Consider the following 25,606-nt stretch of genomic DNA (forward strand, 5'->3'; position numbering starts at 1 on the left):
CAATCAAGCCTCATTGAAAAGCACCAACACAGTGCGTATTTGAATTTGACCCAACCCTTGTTTCAGGGAGGAGGAGAGTACCATTTGCTTGAGGCTGCAAAGTTTTACCCAGAAGTTTCTAAGTGGAGCAGAATCCAAGCAGAAATTGATCTCTACACTGAATTGGCCAAACTATTTTACGAAATTCTGTCTTTGAAAAAAGAAGATCAAACTCTAAAGGAACAAGAGAATATACTTGAACGGCGCGTTTCTTATCTTCGTTCGCGAGTAAAAATTGGACGCTCAAGGAAATCAGAGCTATTCACTGCAGAAAGCCAGCTGGCCAATTTGTCAGCTGAAAATCATTCGCTTCAAGGTAGAATTCTAATCTATCAGGAGGCCTTTGTTCGTCGCACCGGCCTTCAGGACTGGAGCTCTGTCGAAGATCCTCTGGCCGAGGATTGGTATGAAAAGCTGAAACTGTCGGACAAGTCAGACAAACCAGACGAATCAGATGATTTTGAAACGAGTCCAAAGATCCAACTCATCAATCACTCTCTCGGGCAAACGAGGGCTGAAATCCTTGCGATAAAGGGAGATTATTGGCCTCAAATTGATTTGAGTGGAAACTACTATTTTGATCGAACTGGAACGCTAAAGAATTCCCAGTGGGACGTGGGGCTCGTAGCAAAATGGGAATTATATGGCGGCGGGGCGACTCAATCTGCGGTACGGGAAAAGGCATTAGAGGCAGAAAAGTTGAATAATGAACTGATAGACACAAAGAGAAATCAACTTGCTGTCACTGAAAGATTGCGAAATTCCTTAGCAACAAAAGTGGAAGAAGTAAAAAAAATAAGTTTGGCTGTAGACATGGCGGAAAAAAGTTATCAGGAAAATATCAATGAATCTCAATCGGGGCTTGTGTCAGATCTCGAGGTTCTCAGATCTCTCGATGACTATCTAAAGATCAAACGATCCTTTGATCGGATTCGATTTGAGCCCAAAATTATTTATTTTGAATATCTCAGGTCGAAAGGTGTTCGACCATGAGCTTATCTGAGATCTCAATTCGTCGACCCGTGCTTGCATGGGTTATCATGTTCAGCTTGGTTTTCTTTGGATTTCTGTCATTTCGCCAAATGGGCATCAACGAAAATCCGGATGTCGATTTTCCCACGATCACGATTCGTTACATCTATGACGGAGCGGCCCCTGATGTCGTCGAGAAAGATGTGATTGACCCGGTCGAGGCCGTACTTGTCTCGATGTCTGGCATTCGGCATATGGACTCTGTTGCAGAAAAAAATGGTGCACGACTCACTCTCGAGTTTGAGTTGGACCGAAAGATCGATTTCGTTCTGCAGGAAGTTCAAACTCTATTGGCCCGAGCCCAAAGTCAATTGCCAGATTCCGTTGAAAGCCCCTCCGTTTCCAAATCAAATGCAGATGATGAACCAATTATTTATCTTTCTTTGGTTGCACCAAACTTATCTCTTCGTGATTTGAACATTCTATTTCGAGATCAAATAGTTGATCAATTTTCCACTATTGATGGAGTCGCTGATGTACGCGCTTACGGATATCATGAGCCTCAGTTGCGAGTGGATCTTGATGCAAAAAAGCTTTCTCAATTTCAATTGACAGCTCAGGATGTCGTTGAAAGCATCCGACGCGAACACAAAGAATTGCCAGCCGGCAAGTTAGAATATCGTGATAAGGAAGACTTGATTCGCGTCATGGGTGAGATCTCAAACCTAGATGGCTTTAATGACTTGATTATTAGTCGTCGCGGTGGAAGCCCAAATTTTGTTCCGATACGGCTGAAGGATGTCTCCAAGGTTTATGAGGGGATTGAAAATATTCGTCGCATTTCTCGGATTAACGGGCAACAGGCAATGAATATGGCGATTAGCAAGCAACGAGGAGTCAATGCAGTCGCCACCGCAGACCGGGTCAAAGAGAGAATCTCTCTCATTCAGAAGGATTTACCTCAAGGAGTTGCGTTGGAGATCATGTTTGATCGCACCAAATTCATTCGAGAGAGCGTGAGTGAATTGATTTTTACTCTTCTTCTTTCTGCCCTCCTTACCTCGCTCGTTTGTTGGATTTTTCTTGGATCTTTGTCAGCAACGGCAAATATTTTACTCGCCATACCGACGGCAATTGTTGGAACCTTTATTGTTATTCATCTACTGGGATTTACTCTGAATACTTTCTCCCTGCTCGGGCTTGCATTGGCCATCGGAGTGGTCGTCGATGATGCCATCATTGTATTAGAGAACATTGTAAGATACGCTCGAATGGGTTTTGATAAGGTCAATGCCTCTTACAAAGGCAGCCGTGAGATCACCCTTGCTGTGGTCGCAACCAGCCTCGCAATCATATCCATCTTTACTCCTGTTGCTTTTATGAAGGGTATTGAAGGCCGATTCTTTTTTGAGTTTGCGGTCACAATTTCTGTAGCGATTGCTCTTTCTTGTCTCGAATCATTAACCCTGGCGCCGATGCGATGCTCACAAATGTTGAATATAGACGCACGAAGGACAGCCTTTGGAAAGGGCTTTGAGAGGTTCATGGATTTTCTTCGAAATTTTTATGCATCTACCTTAAGCAAAGCTCTCGATCACCCCTGGAAGATTTCTCTTGGAGCGATTTTTCTCATTATTGGATCTTTAGCACTCTTTCGCTATTTGGATACAGAATTCGTGCCGACGCAAGATAGGGGCGTTATTTCGGTGTCATTTCAGGCTCCGAACGGAAAATCGATGAGTTACACAGATGAGCGAGTGGGCCAGTTTGAGCAACTTGTTGTGAATCACCCCTCTATTGACCGAGTTTTTATTAGCATTGGTGGATTTGGCCAGGGTGGGCAAGGAAATAAGGGCAATGCAATGGTCGTATTAAAGGAGAGAGGGGATCGCCGGCAATCTCAAGCGGAAGTCATCGATGAATTGCGCGCTAAAACAAAGTCCATCAGTGGTATTAAGTTCTTCTTTCGGGATCGATTTGGATCAAGCCTTGGAGGACGGAGAGGAAATGCTGTTGAATTTTCCATCAGCGGACCGGATCCAAAAAAGCAGATTCAGATCTATGAAGATCTGAAGACTGAAATCGAAAAGCTTGGATTGCTTCAAGATGTTCGCTCAGATGATGCCTCCGGCATATCTGAAGTCCAGGTCATCCCGAATCGAGCGAAAGCAACCAAGTTTGGAGTTGAGATTGCCGAGGTTGCCAGCCTTATCAACGCCACCTTTGGCGGCGTTGTTCCTGCCAGCTACACCAAGGGTTCTCGAAGATTTCAAGTTTTCGTGCAGCTTCAGGAAAAGGATCGTCATCGAATTGAACAGATTCAAAATCTGTCCGTTCGCAACAACAGAGGTGAGATTATTCCTTTGTTACAGGTCGTAGATCTAAAATCCTCGACATCTCCACAGTTTGTTTATCACGAAAATCGAGTACGCGGAGTTCGGGTCGACTCGTCCCTAGCTAAAGGCATAAAAGACGGATCAGCTATTACCCAAATCAAAGAAGTCGCAAAAAGAATTCTTCCCGATGGATATTCCTTGAGATTTTCTGAAACACCCCAGAAAAAACTCATGGATACCATTTTTATCATGGCCTTGGGTTTGGTCGTTGCTTATATGGTTCTTGCCAGTCAATTTAATTCATTTACTGATCCATTGATCGTTTTTTTGGCTATTCCGTTTGGTCTCATTGGTTCTTTGGCTGCATTGGCCTTGGGTGGCCAAACCTTAAATGTCTACAGCCTTATTGGCATCTTGCTGACAATGGGTATTGTTAAGAAAAATTCAATTCTGCTCGTCGAATTTACCAATCATCAGAGAGATCAGGGGCTCGATTTGAGGAAGGCTTTGATTGAGGCCTGCCCAGTCCGATTGCGGCCCATTCTGATGACGTCTCTGGCTACCGTTGTGGCGGCCATTCCTGCAGCTCTGGCTCTTGGACCTGGAGCCGAGACGAGAATTCCCATGGCGCTGACAGTTATTGGAGGAGTTCTATTTTCAACCTTGTGCACTCTCCTCGTTGTTCCTTGCGTTTATCTTCTCTTAGCCCCAAAACGGCGAACTGTGCTACTTGAGACTTAGTCCTATCCAGATATCGTTTCGATAAGAACCATTTCAGAATCGCTCAGCTCGAATTCGCAGCACTTCAGATCCTGCCGCATGTGCTGTTCATTTGAAGTCCCAGTCAGAGGTATCATTCCCATTTGCTGAGAAGCACGAAAAATAATTTGCTCAGGGCTCGCTTCATGTCGATCTGCGAGCATCTGTATTCGTGCATCTTCAAGTACTTGAAGATTTGCTGTGAGAAGAGAAAATCCCTGATACAAAATATCGTTTTCCCTGCAGATAGACCTCACTTCGTGATCCCAGCCTTGGACTGCAAAACAACGATTTTGCACATAACTTGGCTTCACTTTTCCCAAATCGATCACCTGCCGAAGATGTGTTCCACTGACATTACTAAGCCCAATTGCCAGTGTCATTTCGTCATCGTAAAGAGCCTCCATCGCTTGCCACACCTCCCAATCGCCATCCGTCATGCCACTTCTTGAAAGAGGCCCATGGAGCAAAAAGGAATCCAGGTAGTCCGTGTGCAAGTTTGACAAAGTACTTTCAAAGGAAGCCCTGACTTGCTCCGCATATGAGGCATCAGGATCATAAGGAATTCGATGATCCTGGCCCTGCACAAAAGTAAATTTGCTTTGTAAAAATAGACTGGAACGCTCCAGACCATTTTCAAATAATTCCTTGAGTGCCATCCCAACGTAATCTTCGCGGTAGTGCTTTTTCTGATTAGCGGTGTCGATAGCCGAGAATCCAGCAGAAATTGCTAATTTAACGAGGCCCGCAGTGGCCTCAGCCTTCCAGGCAGTGCCATAAATAAAGCTGGGTGGTGATGATTGGACGTAATTCAATGGAATACCCTCCTTTTTAAAATTATGATCTAGCGCATCCTTTTGTCGCATGTGCCTTGATCCCGCGCAAATTGCTAATTGGGGCAAGTTGCATCATTAGGCCGCATTCATCGATTCATCGCTGGTCACTGCCTGCCCGCCTGTCGCTGTCACATGTCGCTTGTCGCCTGTGCCGCCGCCTGCCACTTGTCGCCTGTCGCCTGTCGCTTGTCACGGTCACTTCATTGGTCACTAACCATTCCTACAATTAGAAAAATAGGCTTGTCGACAATTAACGGGATGTATGGTAAATTTCACGATCTCTCTTGGGAACACTCTCTAAGAAAGTTGACGCTAGACTCCGATTTTGGGGGCGACATGGCTTCGACGTGGGTAGTGAAGCTTAAGGAGCATGCCGGGGCGCTCGTGGACCTCGTAAAAACGAGCACTTTTTAGTTGCTAACAACAACTATGCACTTGCAGCCTAATTAAGCTGCAACGTCGACCAGTTAGTTGGTAACACTAGCTGCGAGATGTCACTGTAGTTACCTCGGTTAAGGGCTGTTTTCTCCAGGGCCTTTAATCTAAATTTTCTGGGGGAGGGGCCGAAGTAATTTTGTCGGTAGAAGTGCTTTGGTTCCACTAAAAATATCGACTAAGCATGTAGCGCCTTACAGTGGAGCACTTACGGACGGGGGTTCAATTCCCCCCGCCTCCACCATTTGTCGGTTAACTTTAAATCGAACTGAGTGAGTTTTAACAAAGACTCACTTGGTTTACTCACATCTACTTTTCAGAGGGAAAAACAAGAAGTTAGTGACGACAGCATTTACTTTTTGCTAACCCCATATCACTTCCCAGGATGCGAACTTCTGGACACAACTCTGGAATTCAGTCTGGACTGACTACATAAAAACTAAGCATGTAGTAAATTTTGTGGAGAACTGCGTATGGGTCGAACAGATAAAGTCATATTAAGCGTTGAGGCGCGTGTTTTAAAACGATTGCGCGAGAAGAATGGCCTGTCAATGAGACGAGCAGGTCAGCTTCTAGGATGGTCTGACAGTTACATATCGCAAATAGAGAATGGTCGTGAGCGCATCCCTAAAGGTGAGCGCCTATTGCGATTCTTGAGCGTATACGGTGGAATTACAGAAAAGTATTTTAAGCAACTCTGCAAAGACTATGAAGAAGATCAAACCGATGAAATGGTCATACAGGATCTGCTACCAAAGTTAAAACCCGAACAGATTAAAGTTATTAGAACTCTATGTGCCAGCTTTGCAGGAAAAGAACTTTAGTTTTTAACTTGAAGCTGAAGACTTAACCCTCGTCTCTTAATTTCAGCGAGAAGTTGATCAAGGGTATATTCAGCCAACGGCGATACATCATCCCAATCGCCGACATTTACCTCAAAATCAATATCCAGCTTATATTTTCGTTTAGACGGCGGCCAAAAGTAGTCTTTTTCTTTCTCTTTAATTCGCTTTTGAAAATGTCCAAATGCATTCTTATTGCTTTGTAATAGGTGCATTGAGAGGGTATCTATACCGACGAGATGTTCATTAATGTAAATCGGAAATATCCAAACATTCCAATGGATCTTCTCTCTGCCGTCGTCTCCCTTTAAGCTACAAAAATTCAATTTTTCCATTGTACTTAGTACCAGCTTGAGCCTTGTTGTATCGACCCCCTTTGGATTCATTTTTCTCAAATACACTAATGTCTGGGGCAAATCAGTAATAGGAGTTGATCGTTTTCGAGTATGCAAAAGCCGAAAAAGCATTGAGGCCTCTTCATTTTCTTTGAGAAGAATGCTCAATTCTCTTTTAGCGTGGTCAAAGTCTATCCTATCCATACAACGTTTATATTAATACAAATCCACTTAAAAATCAAATTGCTATTAACAAATCTCAAATTGAGACATATTAACATCCTGTAATTACGCGATTATCTCATTATACCAATTCATATTAATAGCGTTCCTTGACTTCTATTACGCAGCGTGTTATTCTGGCTTTATAGAAAGGAGGGGTTTTATGGAAAACCTGAAAGGAAAAAAGATTTTTACTGCGGCAGAAGCTGCCCAATATCTGAGCATTACCATCCAGACTCTCTACAACATGAAACACAAGGGCGAAATCAAGGGCTTCAACATGGGAGGGAAAAAGAAGGGGAAACTTTTCTTTTTTGAAGAGCATTTACTCGAAGCCGCAATGGGGAGGGTCGGATGAGCAACGTCAAAACAGACAAATACATTACTGAGAAAAACGGAGCCTTTGAAGTGCGAGTCACTTCAGAAATCAAGGGAATCCATTTTGAAAGACGTAAACGCGGCATAAAGGACAAACCATCAGCCAGGTATATTGCAAATCAGTTTCTTGCAGAGCGAGATCAGTTTCGACGGGACGTCAACTCTGGCCAAGTCAGTTGGAAGACAGCCATTGTAGAATGGGCAGCTTACGCAAAATCAAAACAATTGTCAGAGTCCACCATAGATTCTGCAAGGTTAACACTTGAGAAACAGACCGCGAGTTGGATGAATCGGCCAGTAAAGTCGATTACCAATGAAGAGGTCGAAGCTCTCATTCACAAGGCCTATCAGGATGACAAAGTCGAAACCAAAAAAGGTTTACTTAAGCACATTCGAAATGTGTTTAGGCGGCAGATCCAATTAGGAAAAGTAAAATTTAATCCGTGCAGTGGAATCAATTTAGGCCCTGCACCACAAAAGGAGATGAAAGCAATGACAAGAAATGAAATAGAAACACTATTGGAAAAAGCTAAAGATACAAATCACGAATGGTATCCCGTTTGGAGAGTGACCTACGAACTGGGACTACGCGCTGGAGAGGCCTACGGCTTAAAATGGACTGATATTAATTTTGACTCTGGCTTTGTCACTGTACAGAGGTCCTTCAGTACGAGGACGAAAAAATTCAAAGCTCCGAAAAACAATAAATTTAGAACGGTCCCACTGAATCAATCACTTAAAGAATATTTGCTAGCACTAAAGCAGACCTCTCTCGAAAAAGAATTTGTTTTTGAACGCAACACAACTTGGGATCATGGCGAACAAGCAAAGGTTTTATCTGAATTTCAGAAATCTATTGGCATTCAGCAAACAAATTTCCACAGCTTGAGAGCTTCATTCATAACCCACCTATTACTTGCAGGAGTACCCTTGCTAAAAGTGAAGGAGATGGTTGGTCATCGAAGAACTGAAACTACCGAAAGATATATGCGAATGGTCGCTGCAGATACAATCGGCGCTACAGATGCCCTTTCAATTAAAAATGACGATGAGGATGATGACGAAGATCAAGAGGAGGAATCATGAGCCGCGAGATGTATATTGATTTCCATCTTGTCGCGGACAACCTTCCGCTCTCTATATTGTACGGTGAAGCCGCTAGTAAGCTTTACGACAAAAAAAGGCGGCACAAAAAAAGCAGAAAGTACGCTGCAGATGTGTTGTTTGCAAATTTGATGTTGGCCCATCAAAATCGACGTGGACTGAAAATCCCAATGAGGGACGAATATTATAAATCCCTCCCCGCTAAGAAATCTCTCTTTACAGATTTACTAAAATTTATGGTCGTAGAGAATCTTTTAGATTGCTATAGGGGCGACATACGAGAGGACGGGACTAGAGAGTTTAATATCTATTGGACCACGCCTAGGTTCCACAAGACCATCGATATACCTTACAGGTTCCCCAATGCAGCCAGGCGTGCTGGGCTGGTCGGAAGACGTAATATTCATTTTAAGCAACTGAAGTCTAACCATTGCTACATTGTACAAAAAAATAAGAAAAATTCAGAAATGTATCCAACAAAACAGCATGACTACAAAGTTCTTAGGACTGCTACTCGAAGCCTATCTAAACACAGGTTCTCTCTATTCCATTACCATCATCCTTCACCAAAATTTCAGCGTATATTTGGCGAGGATACTGAAACACATGGTCGTATCTATCCCAAGGGGTTTAATTACCAATCTGTAAGAAGGGATCATCGCCCATTTATCCGAATTGATAGCGAACCCGTAACCGAGCTTGATTTTGGAGCCACAATCCCAAGCATTGCCTATCTTTCTGCAGGGGTGATACCCCCAGAAGATGCATACTCAATCTCCCCTTTCTCTGGCTTTGATTCCCACAAATCATACCGTTACATTTTTAAGAAATTTATAAACATAATGCTAAATACCAGATCTATACCAGGTGCCATCGAGGCGTGTTTAAACGCTCTTCCTGACATTTTTGCCGACCTAGTCGATGAAGGACTACCCCTAATTGACACAATCAACAGCGCGGCGACTGTAGCCCCGCTGATCGAAGCATTTGTCGATCATCATGCTTCAATACGTCATTTATTATTCAAAAAGCAGGGAGTAAAACTGTTCGTTACCGAAGGCGACATCTGTATCGAGATAATTAGGAGATGCACCTTTGAGGGCATTCCAGTACTACCAATTCACGACAGCTTTATTGTACCAGCGAAACATCAATCGGACCTCTGGGGAATCATGGAAGAATCATGGGGAAAAGTTACTAAAGAACGGTTTAGTACCCCATTCACACATGTACCTAAAATCTCTATTAAATACTAACTGCATTCCTCTTAATTCCTACAGAGGGAGATTAGTTTAATAGATGAGCTAGTTCGATACTAACATAGTACTAATTTAGGTTAACATTAGCCTAGTTCGTTACGTGTTAGTTCGAATTCTAGTTTAGTAATTAGAACGTGCTACAGGCGTGTCAAAACACACGCCGCAGTGGCAGTCATTAACACTATGATATTTACGCTATATTTATAGGGTTAAATTCTAATTACCTTAATTTACTAGCGTTGATATATTTTTAGTGTTTTGAGTAGGTCAAAAAAAGGTACTTAGGAACACGCTGATTTCATCATTCGCACAGATAGTGTCAGTTGCCCCTCAGGCAACTTCTCCTTTAGTTCCCAATCGCTCACAATTCCAATCAGCTTTAATAGCTAAATCAGAGTACTTTGCCCTTAAGGCTTCAATGATTCTTGTAGGAACCTGATGCCATGCTATAAAGCAATAGCGAAGCTCTGTTGGCTTTTCTTTGAGTTGTACACCCATAGCGGCACCTGGCACACCAAAGCGCTTAATTTGGGCTTTAGCGAGTGTTTCCCAGCCGACAGTTACTAGATCCCCTTCTTGAAAAGGTATTATTGAGGCATAGCAGAACTCAGAGGGTTCTTTCTCGATAGATCGGCCATCTTTACCAAGTATTGCGTCATAGCCTTTTACAAATCGGCGGAAATCCTCTAATCGCTCTCTTGGTCCTGAAATCGTCAGAACAACGAAATACCGATGGGGATCCAAGTTGCCATATTGATCATCCGCATAGGCTTTAAAAGTCTTCTCAACCTCTTCACTGTATTGAGTCTTTGCTGGAATAACTTTGTTACCAAAGGTCAGGTTAAATAATCCCATAAATCCTCCTATGCGCTCCTGCGCCAGCCATGCGTGTACACGACGGCCATAAAATCTTCGAAACTTAGACTTCGCCAAAGGCACTGCTTGAGATAGCCCTCCATATCTTGATTCGAACACTGTTTGCATATTTCCAAAAGTTCTACCGCTATAACAGCTAACTGAAGCTCGAATACTTCTGATCGGCTAATAACACGCCCCTCACTCATCGCTCTCAATCTATCGGCATAATTTCTAAGCTGTTGATACTCAGATTTGGCGATTTTTACTTTGTCACTTTTAAATGCTTGACCATATTTCATACTCTCACCGTCATTTCGTTCCATGGGGGGGGGGTGTTTTTACTGGAGTGAAAAATAGGAGTCCCAGAGTAGCTAAGAGCAGAGTCGTCCGCGCAATATTTTATTTTTTGTAGAAGGCCTTTATTTGACATTGAATTCCACCTCATAAATCAATTTTTCGCCGTAGTAGATTTGGAATTTATACTTACCTTTGGGATCATTTTTAGAAAATCCCCAAGAGTTGTATACGATTCCATCATTGATCGGATAAAATCTTTTCGTTACAGCAATTCTGCCGTTTTCTAGCAATTTTGTTTCATCAGAGATATTCCAATCAGGACTTGGCTCTGGAAGCGTGAGTACCTCTTTAAGCTCAACTCCGACCTTATTACTATGAATCAATATTCCCCAGCCATAGCTAGTTTCATCTGAGAACAAAACATCTCTTGAACAGTTAATCGAACTTTTGCCATCTGCCGATTCTTCCTCTGAGAGAAAGCCGCCCTTTTTAAAGCTATAACCATCTAATTCAATATTGATCTCATCGAAAGATAAGACGTTTTTAGAATAAATCGTATCGTCATTTTTGAATGCTACATTTTTGTAAGCAACTTCATATCGTCCGACTGGATCACTAATCAAAGTTGCTTGTACAAAGTAGGGATATAGAGCCAGAAGGACTATTAGTAAGTGCTTCATAACACCTCCAAAGCCTTCGTAACTAGTATACAAGCTTAGTTCACTTTAGTGAACTAGATCTCACTAAAGTGAACCACATTGAGAACCGATATAAGCGGTATGAAAGAGAAAAAGCTGTCAGAGATTGGCATTGGTGAGCGAATTGCGTACTTGAGAAATCTTAGAGGTATTCAAGGTCCTGAGTTAGCAGAACTGAGTAAAGTAAGCCGATCCACTGTGTATCAAATTGAGAAAGGCGTAAAGAGTCCCACAGTTGCAACGCTTGAAAAATTGGCTAAAGCGCTTGATGTAGATGTAGCTGTATTATTCGCTACAGAGGACGTTCACGTTTTCGATATGAAACGAATCCCCAAATACAAATTAAAAACTGACCTACCTCCTACGCTTTTTAAGGGGTTTCACGAGGTCATAGAGGCTGCTAAGAAGCTGGGAATAAAGTAATCGCATTTAGGTAAATCCCTACATCTAAGTCTCGTATTTCCGATAAGGCATTAGATGAAAAATTATAGGTTATCAAAGTCTCAATATACAAAGGCGCGAAGATGCTTGAAGGCGCTCTACCTATATCATCATGAAGAAAAGTCCGCCGACCCAAGATCAGATTTTACTCAGAACATACTTGACCAAGGACTGAGCGTCGGTGAGCTTGCTACATCGTTATTCCCAGGCGGAACACTGATTGATGCCAAATTTAATCAACTTGAGTTAGCCCTTGCGCAGACTAAGAAAGCTCTCGAAACTCAACCAGCAGCAATTTTCGAAGCTACATTTCAGCACAATGATGTTCTTGTTCGCGTAGACATTTTAAAAAACAATTCTGATGGAACTTGGGATCTAATCGAGGTCAAATCTTCTACCAGTATCAACCCGAAATCACACTATGACGACATTGCTATTCAAAAGTGGGTTTTGGAGAACTCTGGTATAAAATTAAATACTGTTAACGTAATGCTGTTGAACAGCGAATATGTTCGCCACGGTGAGCTTGAACTCGACAAGTTGTTCAAAATAATCCCACTAAACGATGAGATACATTCTAGCAGTGAACGTATTGAATCATTTATTCCTACCATTCAAACGGCACTGAACAAGGACTCGGCACCCGTAACAAAAATAGGATCGAAATGTAAATCGCCATACCCTTGTGAGTTCAAATCAAATTGTTGGAAGGATGTTTCATCGGACAGCATTCATTTCCTAGGGAAGATGACAGATGCAGAAAAGCTGAAACTTGCCAACTTAGGTGTCGAAAGAATTACAGAAATACCAGACGATTATAAAATGAAGACCAATCACCACGTAGAAGTCTTAGCATTTAAAACGATGAAGCCACAAATTTCCGAAAGTGCAATTAAAGAATATTTGGGCGAACTGAAATACCCATTATACTTTCTTGACTATGAATCTGTAGCTTACGCTGTACCGAAGTACGATGGTAGTTGGCCATATAGGCAACTCACAACACAATACTCCTTACATATTCTAGATAGGCCTGGAGGAGAATTAAGACATAAAGAATTTATCCATGATGAACCGTCTGATCCTTCACGCGCAGTCGCGGAGCAACTGTTGAAGGATATCGGAGATGATGGCGGATCTATAATTGTTTATCATTTGGGATTTGAGAGGGCGCGTACTGAAGAGTTAGCAAAAGCACTTCCAGACTTGGCCGACAGACTGAGGTCCCTCAACACAAGAATGTGGGATTTGGAATCTCCGTTTGCAAAGCGCTGGTATTGGGATCACAGGTTTAGTGGTTCAAGTTCAATCAAAAGTGTGCTGCCAATATTGAAGCCTGAGTTTTCGTATAAGGACCTCGCCATTCAAAAGGGCGACCAGGCCCAAACAATGTATTCTAAAATGGTGAGTATGATCGAATACAACACGGAGCGCCTAAAAATCAAAAGCGCTCTTCTATCCTACTGTGAGCGCGATTCCTTGGCCATGTACCTTATTTTAAAAGAGCTTTTCGAACTATTCTCAGACAATGCCCAAAAGGCCGCCGTATAATTTTGTAAAACAATATAAAACATATTGTCGATCTGTGAATTCTTGTTATACCCCATGCCCATCATGGCAAAAACAAGAGCAATCCGATTTTCGGACCAAGAAGAAAAACAAATTCAAGAGTTCCTTAAACAGAACCCCTTCTTTGACTTTAGCAGCTTAGCTAGGACCTCAATTCTTAAATTTATTCAAGAGCCAACGCTTAACTTGAAGCCCATTAAGGCAACAAAGAGACCGTTGAGCGAGAGGGGCCTGTAATGAGCAATCCTGAAGGCATGTTATTAAAAGAAAATGTCATTAGCTTTCCACACAGATATGTCGAGCCACCTAAGGTGCGCGAGGAAAAGAAAGAAATCATTCCGACCCCAATGGTAGACGATATGGTAGCTGAAGCTGAAAAACTCAATTCGTTGTCATCCTATAAGTCTACCTTTGATTGGGAACCGATTCGAAGCCTTGAAAGACGATCTGCCAAAAATCCTGTTAGAGGCGGATTCGTATTTAACTCACCATTCAAACTGGTGAATTCACATTCGACTTGTCAACAGTGTCTCTATGCCTTTGAGGTCGATACCTACGGCAGAGGCTGTGTTCATAATTGTGTCTATTGCTACGCTAAAGCACAGCTTACTGTCCATGGCTATTGGAATAAGCCATACCCAGTACCAGTAGATATCAATGCGATTCGCAAAACCTTTTATACAGTTTTCGAAACAGATAAGAAAAATAAATGGCGCGAAATAATGGAGAAACGGATACCAATTCGTATTGGTTCCATGAGCGATTCATTCATGTGGATGGATGACAAAATTAAAGTCACAAAGGAATTCATTAACATCTTGAATCATTACCAATACCCGTATTTGATTTTTACCCGATCAGACCTAATTGCTCGTGACGACTACATGAATCTGATAAATCCAAAACTTGGTGCTATCCAGTTCAGTATGTCGTCCACAAATGACAAAATGAATAAGTTGATTGAGCCTGGCGCACCGTCTGCTGCTAGACGATTGAAGGCGCTTAGCAAACTATCACAAAATGGCTATTGGACTACCGTTCGAATTAACCCACTGTTTCCAATATATCCAGATGGTTACTTCACTGATCCAAACTTTTCATGGGATGGGCCAGTGCCAAAATTCGAATACTCATCTTTCGATATGGTTGACGAGATTGCTAATGCGGGTGTCCCAGCAATTTTAACGGGTATGGGAAGATTCAGTGCATACTCTCTAAATCAAATTGAAAAAGTAACTGGCTTCGACTTGCGACAGATGTATAAATCAGAAGTTGAAAAATCCAAGCGGGATTATCACTTTTCAGACCGAGAAATACGGTACTACTACGAACAAATTAAATTTAGGTGCAACCAGCGCGGCGTTCAATTCACCACCTGCTATATTGGCAATGGGGAATCACACTTTTGGAAGGATCAAGACATTTGGTCTAATAAAAGTGACTGCTGCAATGTCAAAAACAGGTTAGATACTTTTAAAAAGGACTGTCGGGAAGTGACCTTTGATATTCGCTTGAAGCATACAAATCATAAATGTTCTAAGCCTGTTAATCCCGATGGTTTGCACATAAAGTTAGGCGGAATAGTCTCGGACCGAGCGGTCAACAGGACGAATACAGCTTCAGAAAGATCAGATGCCCAAGGTCAGCTATGAAAAAAGCAAAAAAATATACTGGAATAAATATACAATGGCCCATTTCAGAACTAATACTATCTGGTAAAAAATCTATAGAAACCAGAACCTACCCTATACCACCCGACTATATTGGCAAAGAACTAGCTTTGATTGAGACACCAGGAAAAAGCGGGAAGTTTAAGGCCAGAATTGTCGGGATAATCACATTCAGTGATTGTTTCAAGTACTCGAATAAGGCTGAATTCTATAACGATTCGCCAAAGCATTTTGTAACTCCAAACTCTAAATGGGCATGGTTAGACAAGGCAAAGTGGGGTTGGCGAATTGATCGAGTAGTGCCGCTTCAGGCGCCTAAGCCTTACCTTGGAAGAAAGGGCATTGTGTTTACCAAAAACATTAAGGTCTAGCCTATGCAACATCTTTCTTTTTATTGAGTTTGCCTAAATACCTTTCAAACACTTCTTCAACCTCTTTAAAAGAGGCTGGAATGTTTTCAAGTTTGCCAGAAGCAAATTTATCATAAACACCACTGAGCATTTTCATTTCCGATTCTGCTAATTGGGGCAAAGGCAAATTTTCAATATGGACAGTTTTCACTTCAGCGAAAACCTTCCCCTCTTCTCCCACCATTAGGCGATATATTTTTGAATAAAGAGGTGAGTTAAGTAAAACACAAAGTGCCTTAAGTCGAACTTTATCATTATTTTTATCCAGAATTAAGTGTGTCGAATGTCTGCTGTAGAATTGTTTTTCATCGAAGGCGACAATAGGTTTGTCCGCAGTTTGTCGTATAATTAACTTCGGTCGGTCAAAAATATCCTCTGACCTCAGTGCATAGTCGTGACGTTTTTGCCGTCCTTTTATCTTGTTAATTGGCACTTTAGATTTTAAATCTCTATCATAATTTATATAAAGTTCTCTCCAGTTAATCTTAAAGGGATGTATATCTTTCCCTTCTAGAAAGGGTTTACACATGTTAGTTTTCTTTGAATCAAAAATTAAGAACTCCGCCATATTTCCAGTATTAATGCCATTTTTGACATCAAATTGATCGCCCACCCTCGCCAAGCTATCCAACTTGTTCAATAATAAATAGTCTTTCCTATCAATTACATACCATTTCGAATCTTCCCCGCGCACCACTAGGTCAATAGGGATAGCAAACCTAGAATCTGTTAAGTCCAATTCATTAGGCGACTGGACAGCACTCACAATCACTTCCTTGCTCTTTTTTGTTTTGCTGAGTACAAATACCATTGTATCACCCGTGCTGGCTTCAAACACTGGGTAGTTAAACTTAACCAGACTCTCTAGATTAGAGTTATGGCAAAAATAATTACGTGTTTTTCCAAAGTATTTATTGAGCAGTAGGGTGCCTGGAACAATATACGACATTCGGCCGCCAGGTCGGAGCAATTCAAACCCACGATACATAAATATATTATATAGATTGCCCTTGTACTCATATATCTCAGAATAATTATCTTTTAACTGATCCAAATACTGATCTTGCCTCTGGGAATTATCTTTACCCTTCAAAGTTAGGTACGGAGGGTTGCCGAGAACGGAATGAAAGCCTCCGTCGTCAATGACCTGTTTAAATTCCGTTTGCCAATTAAATCCCAGTATTGAGTCACCAGTTTTTATTTGATCATCAAGCCGTTCCAATTTTTTCCCTATCGTTGCACTCTCAAGCCAAAGACTCATTTTTGATAGTTTTACAGCTCTTGGGTTTACATCAACTCCAAATATACACGAGTCCAGAACAGTTCTTTTAGCTGAAGACCTCTCTGGCACCAGGTCCGATGTTTGTTCATTCTCGACTGCTTTGAGATATTCATTAGTTAGGTAGTTTAATGCTCCAATTAAAAAGTGTCCGCTTCCTATGGCTGGATCACAAATCTTAATTTTAAGTAGCTCGCCACTACTCTTGTTATTACAAAGCGGCCCGATAGTTTCACGAATTATATATTGAACGACATAGTCGGGTGTATAAAAGCTGCCAGTTGCCTTTTTATCCACGTTGTCAGGGGTGAAGTAAAGATGCCCTCGATCTGCGATCGGTTCAAACCCTTCTAACTCCCTTTGGATTGTAGAAGTCAATTTGATCCATTGCTTATATTTTCCTTTTTGAAGGTAAACCATCTGATCTTTGGCAATATCCAATTTGTACTCAAGAAAACTTTCGTATATGGAACCCAGCTGCCTTGGCGTAAAGTAACTGTACGGAATTTGTTGATAGTTTCTTTGTAGTGATGAGCTTGCCTTTGAGTACCCTAACTCGAAAAGGATACGAACCATTTCTTGATCGGAAAGTTGGTGCGCTTTAGCAAATGTCCACTCTTTCTTTGAAAAGATACTTTCCTTAAATCCCTTGATTTCAAAACCATAGCTTTCTTTATTTGCGCCATCGTGGATTACTTCCGTTAATCTTATCAAGTTCTTATAAAGTGAAGTTCCATTTGGAGCGTACTTATGCAAGCTTAATGATGTCGCCAATTTTTTGTCTAAATAGTCGCGCTCCGTTTTCGTGGAATACTTCTCAGGTTCAAATACTGAAATTCTGTCAATAATTCCAGTTAAACTAATGTTATAATAATTTGGTGACTTTATTGGCAAAATTCCTCGTGCTTCACATGACTTGATAAACAAAATATTAAATAAATGACTCTCGCCCACAGTTCTAATCAAATCGAGATCTTGGTCAGTTGGCTTTGTGATCGTGCCTAGATTTTGAGCAACTCTTAACAGTCCGTCGCACATGATGTTCATTGCAGAAATAAATCTGTCTTTTAGATCCTCTTCAATAGAGTCAATATATTTTCGGCTCTCTTTTAGAACCTCATCTACGAAAACCTTTCCTAACTCATCTTTGATAAAGGATGCTTTGCCGAAAAATAAATAGAAATATTTGGCAGCCTCCATGAACTCAGCTTCATCCGATCCACCAGCTTCGATTTTGGATTCTTGATCTAGCAAGCTTTCAATACGGAATTCAAAACAACGCTCTGGCGCTTCACTTGAAATTTCACTATTCAGCAATCTCCAAATATTGCCATCCGTAACAAAACCCCACTGTTTGTGGAGGATATTCATATAGTTTAGAACTTGTTCATTAAACGAAGCCCCAGCACTAGTGTCGTCGCTGTCTTTGTTGGCTCTCTTTTTGTCTTCTTTGAGGTTGCTCTTTTCGCGTTCAACTATGCGGTTCCAGTATTTGGCTTCGAGGGGGACAATGCAGTACCTTCTTGCCTCTTTTTTTCGTTTTTCGTTGTCTTCTGGATCGCTTACAAAACCCGCCTCTTGCGGATGATCCACCAAGATCATGTCCGTACGGTATGTTTTATTCTTTGGCTTGGCTGGAATTGTGAAGGAAGTTTCTGCTGCATAAGGTGCTTCAACATTATTAGTACAATTGTCATACCATCCAAGAGCATCGAGTAGCGGTACAATAATCTTCGTAATTGTATCAGTCTCACTTAGGTTCTTGCGTGAGAACCCTCTAAGTGAATCGGCAATATTTCTAAACTCATTGTAGAAGTGGTAGAAGCCGCGCTTAACGTGATTGCCCTCTCCATCGAACACCTGATCATCGAAGTCACGCTCCCACCTTTCAGCAAAATCTCTTTTGAGATCATTTCGCAGATAGACACTAGAGAACAGGCGGCTCTCCCAATAGGCTACATCTTTGAGTGAGCTATTTGGATTCAAGGAATCGTCGCTAGAATTAGGACGAACTTCGGCATTGTTGGTGGATAGGTTGCGTGCTGTAGCCATGTTTTAAAGCTCCACTTCAAGCTTCGTCACATGACGAGCAAATTCGTCGTCAAGTACTTGTACTTTTACTTTTTGACTTGGTTTTAGTGTTTTTCTTTTATCATCAGACTGAATTGCGGAGTAATGAACGTAGTAGTTCTTACCGTTTTCACCACGAACAACGCCTTCACCAGAGCCGTCGTTAAACCAAGATACTTCACCCATTTGCCATTTCACTTTTGCCATAAGATTCCTCGTACAATGTTGATATGTATCTATTTTTTCAGCTTTGCTCTTGTGGGTGCAGGTCAACAATATGACGGTTATCTGGCGAATCTTGATGTTTGAAAAAATGTAGTAAAACCAACAATTTAGATCTTCTTCTAAAGCGGCAAAAACTTCCTACGACCATTTTTATACAAAGGTTTAGCAATTTGAAATTTGCTAATGGATTTCAGTCGATAACTTCGATTTTGATATAAACAAAACCACTCTAAATCCGATACAGAAGTATGAATCCACGCCTTGAATTTATCATCACTTCGATCAAAGAAAAGTTAGCGCTAGGCCAAACTCTAGATGATGCCGAAGTTGCACTTAGAAACGTGTTTGGCAAAGAAGAGGTCGAAGCTGCTATCGCTCAACTAAAGTCTAACGACCCAAAACTTGCTGGTGAAGCTCAACCAGTTTCACTTTCAGATAACCAGGATTTCTTAGGATGGTATCGTGGACCAAAGTCCAATGATGACAGTCACTGGAACCTTTTAAAGAACTATTTGTTAAACAAAGAGAATCCATGGACTGAAGAGATGGTTAAAAGCCTAGACCTTGCCTCGTCATCTGTTGTTGATCATCTTGTGCCACCAAAGTCTCAGCGACCACTTGTTAGCAAAGGATTGGTACTTGGTTACATTCAAAGCGGGAAAACAGCCAACTTTTCAGCCGTGATCGCCAAGGCAGTTGATGAGGGTTACAAGCTCGTTGTTGTCCTAAGTGGTATGCATAACAACTTGAGATTGCAAACACAGGCGCGGCTAGTTGAGGAGCTGGAAAAACCAAAGCCAGAAGCTTGCATGACATTAACTCGTGTTGATGAAAAGGGTGACTTTGACAAAAAGCAAACCGTGACTGCGAACAGAGCCTTGGGGTCAAAAGACGGCTTTGCCTTGGTTGTACTCAAAAAGAATACACATGTGCTTCGAGCCTTCAATGATTGGATATCTAAGGCAACTGCCGAGAATATTAAAAATTGTCCGACGTTGATCATCGATGACGAATCTGATCAAGCGAGTATTAACACGAATAAGCCTGAGCAAAACCCTACGGCTATAAACGCGAAGATCCGTGATCTCATCGGCTACTTCGATAAAGTTAGCTATATTGGTTATACGGCAACTCCCTTTGGAAATCTACTTGTTGACGGCAGAGTTGAGGATGACATTTATCCTCGTGATTTCTTGATATGCCTTGAAAAGCCGCCAACTTATTTCGGACCAGAAGAGCTATTTGGTCGCATGGGTGTCAATGGTGACGAAGAAAAGAAACCAATTCCAGTCATCCGATTGCTGCCTGAGATTGAAGACAACGTCGTGGATGGCAAAGAGGTCATACCTGAATCACTAAAGCAGGCCATTAGATCCTATATTATTTCATGCACACTGAGACTACTTCGAGGTCAGAGGCAATTCCACATTATGATGCTTGTCCACGTCTCACACCTGATTAGTGATCATACAAAGTATTTTCAATGGGTCGAAGAATACATCAAAGAGTTACGTCTTGAGTTCGATAAAATCGAAGTATTACCAGATGACTTTACGAAGCTCATGAATGACGACCATAAGTTGACCTCGCGCTATCTAGGTCAAGAGGTCCCAGATATTGATGCCAAGAAACTCTTCAAAGAATTCAAAGATTTTTTAAATAGAATTGAACTCATTTTAGAAAACTCGCAATCAGAAGATAGATTGTCATTTGAGCGAGACGAGCCACTATGGGGAATTGTCGTAGGAGGCAATACGCTTTCTCGTGGCTTAACCATTGAAGGGCTAACTACTAGCTACTTTGATCGCACAACAAAGCAATACGACACCCTTCTGCAAATGGGCCGATGGTTCGGCTACCGTAAAGGATATGTGGATCTGACAAGGATCTATGTCTCAGAAGACATGAAGAAGCATTTCTACCACTTGGCTACTGCCGAACAAGATCTGCGAGATACCATCGAATCAATGGCAGCTAATGGTGAAAGACCAATTGATGTGGCTGTAGGCATAAGGTCCTTCCCTAATCTACAAGTCACGGCAAGCAACAAGATGAGAACGGCTGTGAAATCGAGTCTTACTTATTCTGGGTCGAAGATTCAATTTCGAAGCATAAACGTATCTGAGTCATCTTCAGCGAAGAATCGGGATGCTATAGATAGCCTATATGCGGCTCTCACTTCAGGTGCTGGCAAGCGAACCACCCCTGCCTTTGAAGAATGGCATAACTGTTTACTTTACAGAGGGGTTCCTTCTGAAAACGTACTTCAGTTCGTTGAAAGCTTTGATTTAAATACTAGTAATCTTCGATTTGAGAAGGCTTTGGGGGTTAGATACATAACCGACTTGAACAAGTATCAGGAATTAACTGATTGGTCTGTGTGCTTTATGTCGACTAGGATCGGACCACAAGTAACTTTGACGGATGGCAATCCTTTGTTCCTTTTAAAGCGTTCATGTCTTGATTCAACATTAGATGGTCGGGATTACATTACATTAAAATCACTCGTAGCACCTGCAGACGAGCTAATCGACCTAGCCGACGTTACCAACTTGCGAAGCAAAACGTTAACTGAACTTAGAAAAGAAGTCTTAGAACATGACACTACTGACACGAAGATACGCCGTAATTTGCGACCCAAAGAGCGCGGACTCCTTTTAATTTATCCAATCGAGTCGTCTTTTGAACTTGATGATGGGTCTAAGAAAACAGTTGGCAAAGACGGGGTTATATTTGGTGTAAGTCTTGTATTTCCTGGATCAAGCAATGACACAGGATTTAGAGCCTATGTCGAGAATGTGACAATATGAGGGGTGGAGAGAATGAAACTAGGTAAGTTGCAGAATGTTGAGTTACGGGATGTTTGGCCAAAAGAAGAGAGAGATTTCACCACGTGGATGGCTGAAAACCTGGATAGTCTTTCGGAGGCATTAGATATCGGAATTGACCTAATTCAGGTCGAGCAGAAAGTTGATGAATCCAACTTCACCATAGATATTTTGGCTGAAGACGAAGACGGCGAACGTATAATTATTGAGAATCAACTGGAAAAAACTGACCACTCCCATCTCGGGCAGATAATTACCTATGCCACAAACATGGACGCAAAAACGGTTGTCTGGATTACAAAGCATCCTAGACAAGAGCATATTAACGCTATCAACTGGCTGAATGAACTGACTGATAAAAGCTTTTACCTAGTGCAAGTTGAGGCTCTAAAGATTGATAACTCTAATCCCGCGCCTTACTTCAGCGTAATTTGTAGGCCATCGGTAGAAACTAAAACCTTAGGAACAAATAAAAAGGTAATTTCTGAAGTTATTGAGGCTAGAAGGAAGCGCAGATCAATATCTGACACCATTATTGTTCCTGCCAGAAAAGAGGGATTCGACCGCGTCTTCCTGGGCGAAAACAGTTGGTACGCAATTCGTCTACGTGAAGAAAGAATACCACAACTGAAGTACATCGCTGGATATCAGGTTGCGCCAATAAGTGCCATTACCCATATTGCTGAAGTGAAAGAAATCAAACTCTATAAAGACACTGGAAAGTATATGGTTGTATTTAAAGGTCCAGCAAAAGAAATCAAACCAATTAAAATTGGATCGAAATCAAAAGTACAAGGACCTGCATATTGCGAATACGAGAAAATCGCTACCTCCAAAACTGTGGATGATTTACTCGGTGCAGACGACTATTCAGGCGAAAGCGCGGCATAGGGGTTATTAAATGGGAGCAAAGAAGATTATAGATTTCGAAGACGCAACCAAAGTGGTTCTTTCCAAACTCTCGAATGAGGAGAAGGATAAGGTTCATAAATGGGCGACTACATCCCTTCATATCGTGAAAGATGATAGTCTATCCAAGAGGGATAAAATTAAAAAGCTTACCAAGCTAAATCCACCAAAACAGATAGCGCCCCTTATCAAGAGCTTACTACTTGTAATGAAGGACAAAGTTTGGACGGATCAATCATGGGCGCGTCGAGGCATGGCAGTTGGCCTTGGTTTGGGAGCAGCAGTGTTTGGATCTCAAGCCGCTGGTTTGGCATCTGCAGGTTTTGGCGTTGGGGTTCCACTTGCACTGTTGACGACAGTTGGTGCTACATTCTTAGGCGTTCTTGTTGATGAAATTGAAAAAGAGCGAAAGAAGTAACGTCTGATGGAATATGCAGTAGTTGCTAGCATAGTGATCGTAGTTCTAATTGGTGGATACTTCTTTTTTCGTAAAAGACCCAAAGACCCATTTACTAAAGCCGACAAAGAGGCCCAAAAGCAGCTTGATGAATATCACAACAGCAATTTGCCTCCCGAAGAGGTTGGCAGACTGTACGAGCGATACATTGGTTATTTGTACGAAGCCGAAGGTTACGATGTTAAATATAACGGCGCGAACAATGGTTTTCAGGATATGGGGCGAGATTTAATCGTTACCAGTGTTGATGAGGCTATCATTATTCAAACTAAGTGTTGGGCCAAGTTTAAGCTAATTCCCGAAAGTCATATTTTTCAACTTTATGGATCAATGACACACTTCAAGTTAACCTCGAAGTTTAAAGATCGAGACACTAAGGCTGTGTTCTATACGACTGCACGATTCAGCGACGTTGCAAAGGATGTTGCTAATGTATTGGGCGTAGAATTGAAGGTCGAATTCCTAAATCGCACCTATCCAATGATAAAGTGTTGTGTAGCTGAGAATGGGGATATGAACTATTACTTACCATTCGATCCATATTACGATCAGGTTAAAATCGAACCACAAAAGGGCGACTTTTTTGCGCATACGGTGCGTGAAGCTGTAGAAAAGGGGTTCCATCGGGCTGGTAAGTATAGTGGTGCAGCTTAGTTATTTGAATTAGAAGGGTTAAATGGCAGATTTACTTCACAAGATCGAAATTGAAAACTTTAAAGGTTACGGCGCTAAACAAACAGTGAATATTGCTATTCCCAATGGAGCAGATGGCAGCGGCCTTACGGTTGTCGTCGGGGAAAATAACACAGGCAAATCTACAATTGTAGACGCAATCAAAAAGCTTCATCGCGGGGCAAAGTTTTTGCCTAAAGAAAGGCACGGGGGAAAAACGCCTCTAATTGTCTTAACTGATAAGAACGGCAATACAAAATCTATTACTAAAGGAAAAAAGGCTACTGTAGCCGTAACTGGAAGTGGTCTGCTTCGCGAAAACTCATTTGAAATCGTCCCATCGCGACGACATTGGCGACATAATTTCCAGGCTGGAAATTTGAGCGACTATAATACATATCTGACTAACACGTTTGGCACAGACTCGCGAGAGAGTACAGACGCGCATTTGGGTGGATTATTGGAGAAGATTTCCGATGATGCCCACCTAAAATCAGAGTTCGATGTGATGATGGCCGCACTTATTCCAGGTTTTGCCAATTGGGAAATAGACACTGATGACCGAAGCCAGGACTATGTAAAATATAGCTGCGGTTCAAACTTGGAGCATGATACAAGCCTCGTTGGGGATGGCTTGATAAGCTTGTTTAGAATTTGCGCCCACCTAGTTTCGACAAACAACGATCTTCTCTTAATAATTGACGAACCTGAGCTTTCCCTAAGCCCGATCACTCAAAGACGACTTGGAAGGCTAATTGCTGAAAAGGCTCGTGAAAAGCAAATCATCGTTAACACTCACAGTCCTCATTTAATAAATTGGCAAGATTTAGCTAATGGAGCTTATATCTATCGGACGGTAAAGAGAGACAACGGTCAGTGCGAGATTAGAAGATTTGATACGACGAAGCCGTCTTTTGTTAAGCTGCTATCAAGCGTGGATGATTGGCAAAAGCCACACGTATTAGATGCCGTTGCAAAAGAGATATTCTTCACAGAAAAGGTACTTTTTTTAGAGGGGCAGGAGGATGTTGGCTTAGTTAGGAAATTCATATCAGACCAAAATATCGTTACGAACTTCGAAATCTTTGGATATGGTACTGGCGGTTCAGCGAATATCCCCTTTTACTTTGAGATGTGCCGTGATCTGGGTATAAAGGCTGCCGCACTATTTGATAGTGGCGCCCCAGGTATTACAGGTGCAATGGCATATACTGAGTTCAAAGTTATAGAACATCCATTTGCCGATATTCGCTACAAACCTGCTAAGGACGGCAAGCCTGAAAAACAAGGGCTGTTCAATGAGGATGGTACGATCACATCTGCCAATTCTGATATTTTAAAAGCTAAAGTTAGTGAGTTGATTGATTACTTTAGATAGTTTCATATTAAGACGTCTCAAAATGATCTACCATTACCTACTGCGACATAATCACATCTAACGGCTTATAGAAGCGAATTTCTGGACACTTCTCTGGACGGACGATAAAAAGATCCGTGTTTATTAGGAGATGTCGGGATCACCGTATTCTCCACCAAATTCAGAGTTTGAGAACCCGGGCCGTCCCCCGGAGTTCTCGCAACTCGATTTTGGGAATTTGATACGGATTTTGATAAGTTAATCTTCGCTGCGGTTTTGAAGCGGCAAATCCAAGATTGCAAAATGGGGACGAAAACGTTGAACCCGAAGGGCTGAGACAACGCAGACT

At 41.8% G+C, this 25,606-nt stretch carries 22 protein-coding genes and 1 other RNA gene; 16 read left to right on the forward strand and 7 right to left on the reverse strand.

Annotated features, from left to right (window positions below; genetic code table 11):
• Positions 1-45: 45 nt before the first annotated feature.
• Both IPJ71_10490 and IPJ71_10495 read left to right on the forward strand, forming a co-directional pair.
• Positions 46-1,032, forward strand: a complete 987-nt coding sequence (locus IPJ71_10490; protein MBK7844106.1) for a TolC family protein — start codon at positions 46-48, stop codon at positions 1,030-1,032.
• A complete protein-coding gene (locus IPJ71_10495; protein ID MBK7844107.1) occupies positions 1,029-4,088 on the forward strand; it encodes an efflux RND transporter permease subunit in 3,060 nt (1,019 codons plus the stop codon). Before IPJ71_10490 ends, IPJ71_10495 begins: the two co-directional genes overlap by 4 nt.
• A 2-nt stretch (positions 4,089-4,090) precedes the next feature.
• On the opposite strand, the gene IPJ71_10500 is transcribed toward IPJ71_10495, so the two are convergent.
• A complete protein-coding gene (locus IPJ71_10500; protein MBK7844108.1) occupies positions 4,091-4,972 on the reverse strand; it encodes an aldo/keto reductase in 882 nt (293 codons plus the stop codon).
• A gap of 297 nt (positions 4,973-5,269) precedes the next feature.
• Between IPJ71_10500 and ssrA the strand changes: the two genes are divergently transcribed.
• Together ssrA and IPJ71_10510 are read left to right on the forward strand one after the other, a co-directional pair.
• Positions 5,270-5,621, forward strand: a transfer-messenger RNA (tmRNA) gene (gene ssrA / locus IPJ71_10505).
• A 229-nt stretch (positions 5,622-5,850) separates the two neighbouring features.
• Entirely contained in the window at positions 5,851-6,201 is a 351-nt protein-coding gene (locus tag IPJ71_10510) for a helix-turn-helix domain-containing protein (protein ID MBK7844109.1), read from the forward strand.
• Here IPJ71_10510 and IPJ71_10515 read toward each other — a convergent pair.
• Entirely contained in the window at positions 6,198-6,758 is a 561-nt protein-coding gene (locus tag IPJ71_10515) for a hypothetical protein (protein MBK7844110.1), read from the reverse strand. The genes IPJ71_10510 and IPJ71_10515 overlap by 4 nt on opposite strands.
• A 181-nt stretch (positions 6,759-6,939) precedes the next feature.
• Here IPJ71_10515 and IPJ71_10520 point away from each other — a divergent pair, with 181 nt between their 5' ends.
• Genes IPJ71_10520 through IPJ71_10530 form a run of 3 tightly spaced genes read left to right on the forward strand, consistent with a single transcriptional unit; the run spans position 6,940 to position 9,514 of the window.
• A complete protein-coding gene (locus IPJ71_10520) occupies positions 6,940-7,134 on the forward strand; it encodes a helix-turn-helix domain-containing protein (protein MBK7844111.1) in 195 nt (64 codons plus the stop codon).
• Positions 7,131-8,240, forward strand: coding sequence for a site-specific integrase (locus IPJ71_10525; protein MBK7844112.1), 1,110 nt, complete (start codon positions 7,131-7,133; stop codon positions 8,238-8,240). The genes IPJ71_10520 and IPJ71_10525 overlap by 4 nt, the downstream gene beginning before the upstream one ends.
• Entirely contained in the window at positions 8,237-9,514 is a 1,278-nt protein-coding gene (locus IPJ71_10530) for a hypothetical protein (GenBank protein ID MBK7844113.1), read from the forward strand. Before IPJ71_10525 ends, IPJ71_10530 begins: the two co-directional genes overlap by 4 nt.
• Before the next feature lie 333 nt (positions 9,515-9,847).
• On the opposite strand, the gene IPJ71_10535 is transcribed toward IPJ71_10530, so the two are convergent.
• From IPJ71_10535 to IPJ71_10545, 3 genes are all read right to left on the reverse strand, one after another.
• Entirely contained in the window at positions 9,848-10,372 is a 525-nt protein-coding gene (locus IPJ71_10535; GenBank protein ID MBK7844114.1) for a hypothetical protein, read from the reverse strand.
• An 8-nt stretch (positions 10,373-10,380) separates the two neighbouring features.
• Positions 10,381-10,698 (reverse strand): hypothetical protein, encoded by a 318-nt coding sequence (locus IPJ71_10540; GenBank protein MBK7844115.1) that lies wholly within the window; start codon positions 10,696-10,698, stop codon positions 10,381-10,383.
• A gap of 96 nt (positions 10,699-10,794) precedes the next feature.
• Complete coding sequence (locus IPJ71_10545) at positions 10,795-11,352, reverse strand: hypothetical protein (GenBank protein ID MBK7844116.1); 558 nt, start codon at positions 11,350-11,352, stop codon at positions 10,795-10,797.
• A 99-nt stretch (positions 11,353-11,451) separates the two neighbouring features.
• Here IPJ71_10545 and IPJ71_10550 point away from each other — a divergent pair, with 99 nt between their 5' ends.
• The 4 genes from IPJ71_10550 (at position 11,452) to IPJ71_10565 (ending at position 15,421) form a co-directional block, all read left to right on the forward strand.
• Complete coding sequence (locus tag IPJ71_10550) at positions 11,452-11,793, forward strand: helix-turn-helix transcriptional regulator (GenBank protein ID MBK7844117.1); 342 nt, start codon at positions 11,452-11,454, stop codon at positions 11,791-11,793.
• 54 nt (positions 11,794-11,847) lie between these two features.
• Positions 11,848-13,362, forward strand: a complete 1,515-nt coding sequence (locus IPJ71_10555; protein ID MBK7844118.1) for a DUF2779 domain-containing protein — start codon at positions 11,848-11,850, stop codon at positions 13,360-13,362.
• A 254-nt stretch (positions 13,363-13,616) separates the two neighbouring features.
• The gene (locus IPJ71_10560) at positions 13,617-15,032 is read left to right on the forward strand and encodes a hypothetical protein (GenBank protein ID MBK7844119.1); all 1,416 of its coding nucleotides are present in this window, start codon (positions 13,617-13,619) and stop codon (positions 15,030-15,032) included.
• The gene (locus tag IPJ71_10565; protein MBK7844120.1) at positions 15,029-15,421 is read left to right on the forward strand and encodes a hypothetical protein; all 393 of its coding nucleotides are present in this window, start codon (positions 15,029-15,031) and stop codon (positions 15,419-15,421) included. Before IPJ71_10560 ends, IPJ71_10565 begins: the two co-directional genes overlap by 4 nt.
• 1 nt (position 15,422) lies before the next feature.
• On the opposite strand, the gene IPJ71_10570 is transcribed toward IPJ71_10565, so the two are convergent.
• Both IPJ71_10570 and IPJ71_10575 read right to left on the reverse strand, forming a co-directional pair.
• Complete coding sequence (locus IPJ71_10570; GenBank protein MBK7844121.1) at positions 15,423-18,791, reverse strand: N-6 DNA methylase; 3,369 nt, start codon at positions 18,789-18,791, stop codon at positions 15,423-15,425.
• Between the two features lie 3 nt (positions 18,792-18,794).
• On the reverse strand, positions 18,795-19,016 hold the full coding sequence (locus IPJ71_10575) for a cold shock domain-containing protein (protein MBK7844122.1): 222 nt from the start codon (positions 19,014-19,016) through the stop codon (positions 18,795-18,797).
• A 266-nt stretch (positions 19,017-19,282) separates the two neighbouring features.
• On the opposite strand from IPJ71_10575, the gene IPJ71_10580 reads away from it, so the two are divergent.
• Genes IPJ71_10580 through IPJ71_10600 form a run of 5 tightly spaced genes read left to right on the forward strand, consistent with a single transcriptional unit; the run spans position 19,283 to position 25,278 of the window.
• On the forward strand, positions 19,283-21,844 hold the full coding sequence (locus tag IPJ71_10580) for a Z1 domain-containing protein (GenBank protein ID MBK7844123.1): 2,562 nt from the start codon (positions 19,283-19,285) through the stop codon (positions 21,842-21,844).
• A 12-nt stretch (positions 21,845-21,856) separates the two neighbouring features.
• A complete protein-coding gene (locus tag IPJ71_10585; protein MBK7844124.1) occupies positions 21,857-22,753 on the forward strand; it encodes a hypothetical protein in 897 nt (298 codons plus the stop codon).
• A gap of 10 nt (positions 22,754-22,763) precedes the next feature.
• Positions 22,764-23,189: a hypothetical protein gene (locus IPJ71_10590; GenBank protein ID MBK7844125.1), complete on the forward strand. Its 426-nt coding sequence runs from the start codon at positions 22,764-22,766 to the stop codon at positions 23,187-23,189.
• A gap of 6 nt (positions 23,190-23,195) precedes the next feature.
• A complete protein-coding gene (locus IPJ71_10595) occupies positions 23,196-23,882 on the forward strand; it encodes a restriction endonuclease (GenBank protein ID MBK7844126.1) in 687 nt (228 codons plus the stop codon).
• Between the two features lie 22 nt (positions 23,883-23,904).
• Entirely contained in the window at positions 23,905-25,278 is a 1,374-nt protein-coding gene (locus IPJ71_10600) for an AAA family ATPase (protein ID MBK7844127.1), read from the forward strand.
• The last annotated feature ends 328 nt before the right edge of the window (positions 25,279-25,606 follow it).

Source organism: Bdellovibrionales bacterium (genome assembly GCA_016714165.1).
In the GTDB taxonomy this organism is placed as follows: Bacteria; Bdellovibrionota; Bdellovibrionia; order Bdellovibrionales; family UBA1609; genus JADJVA01.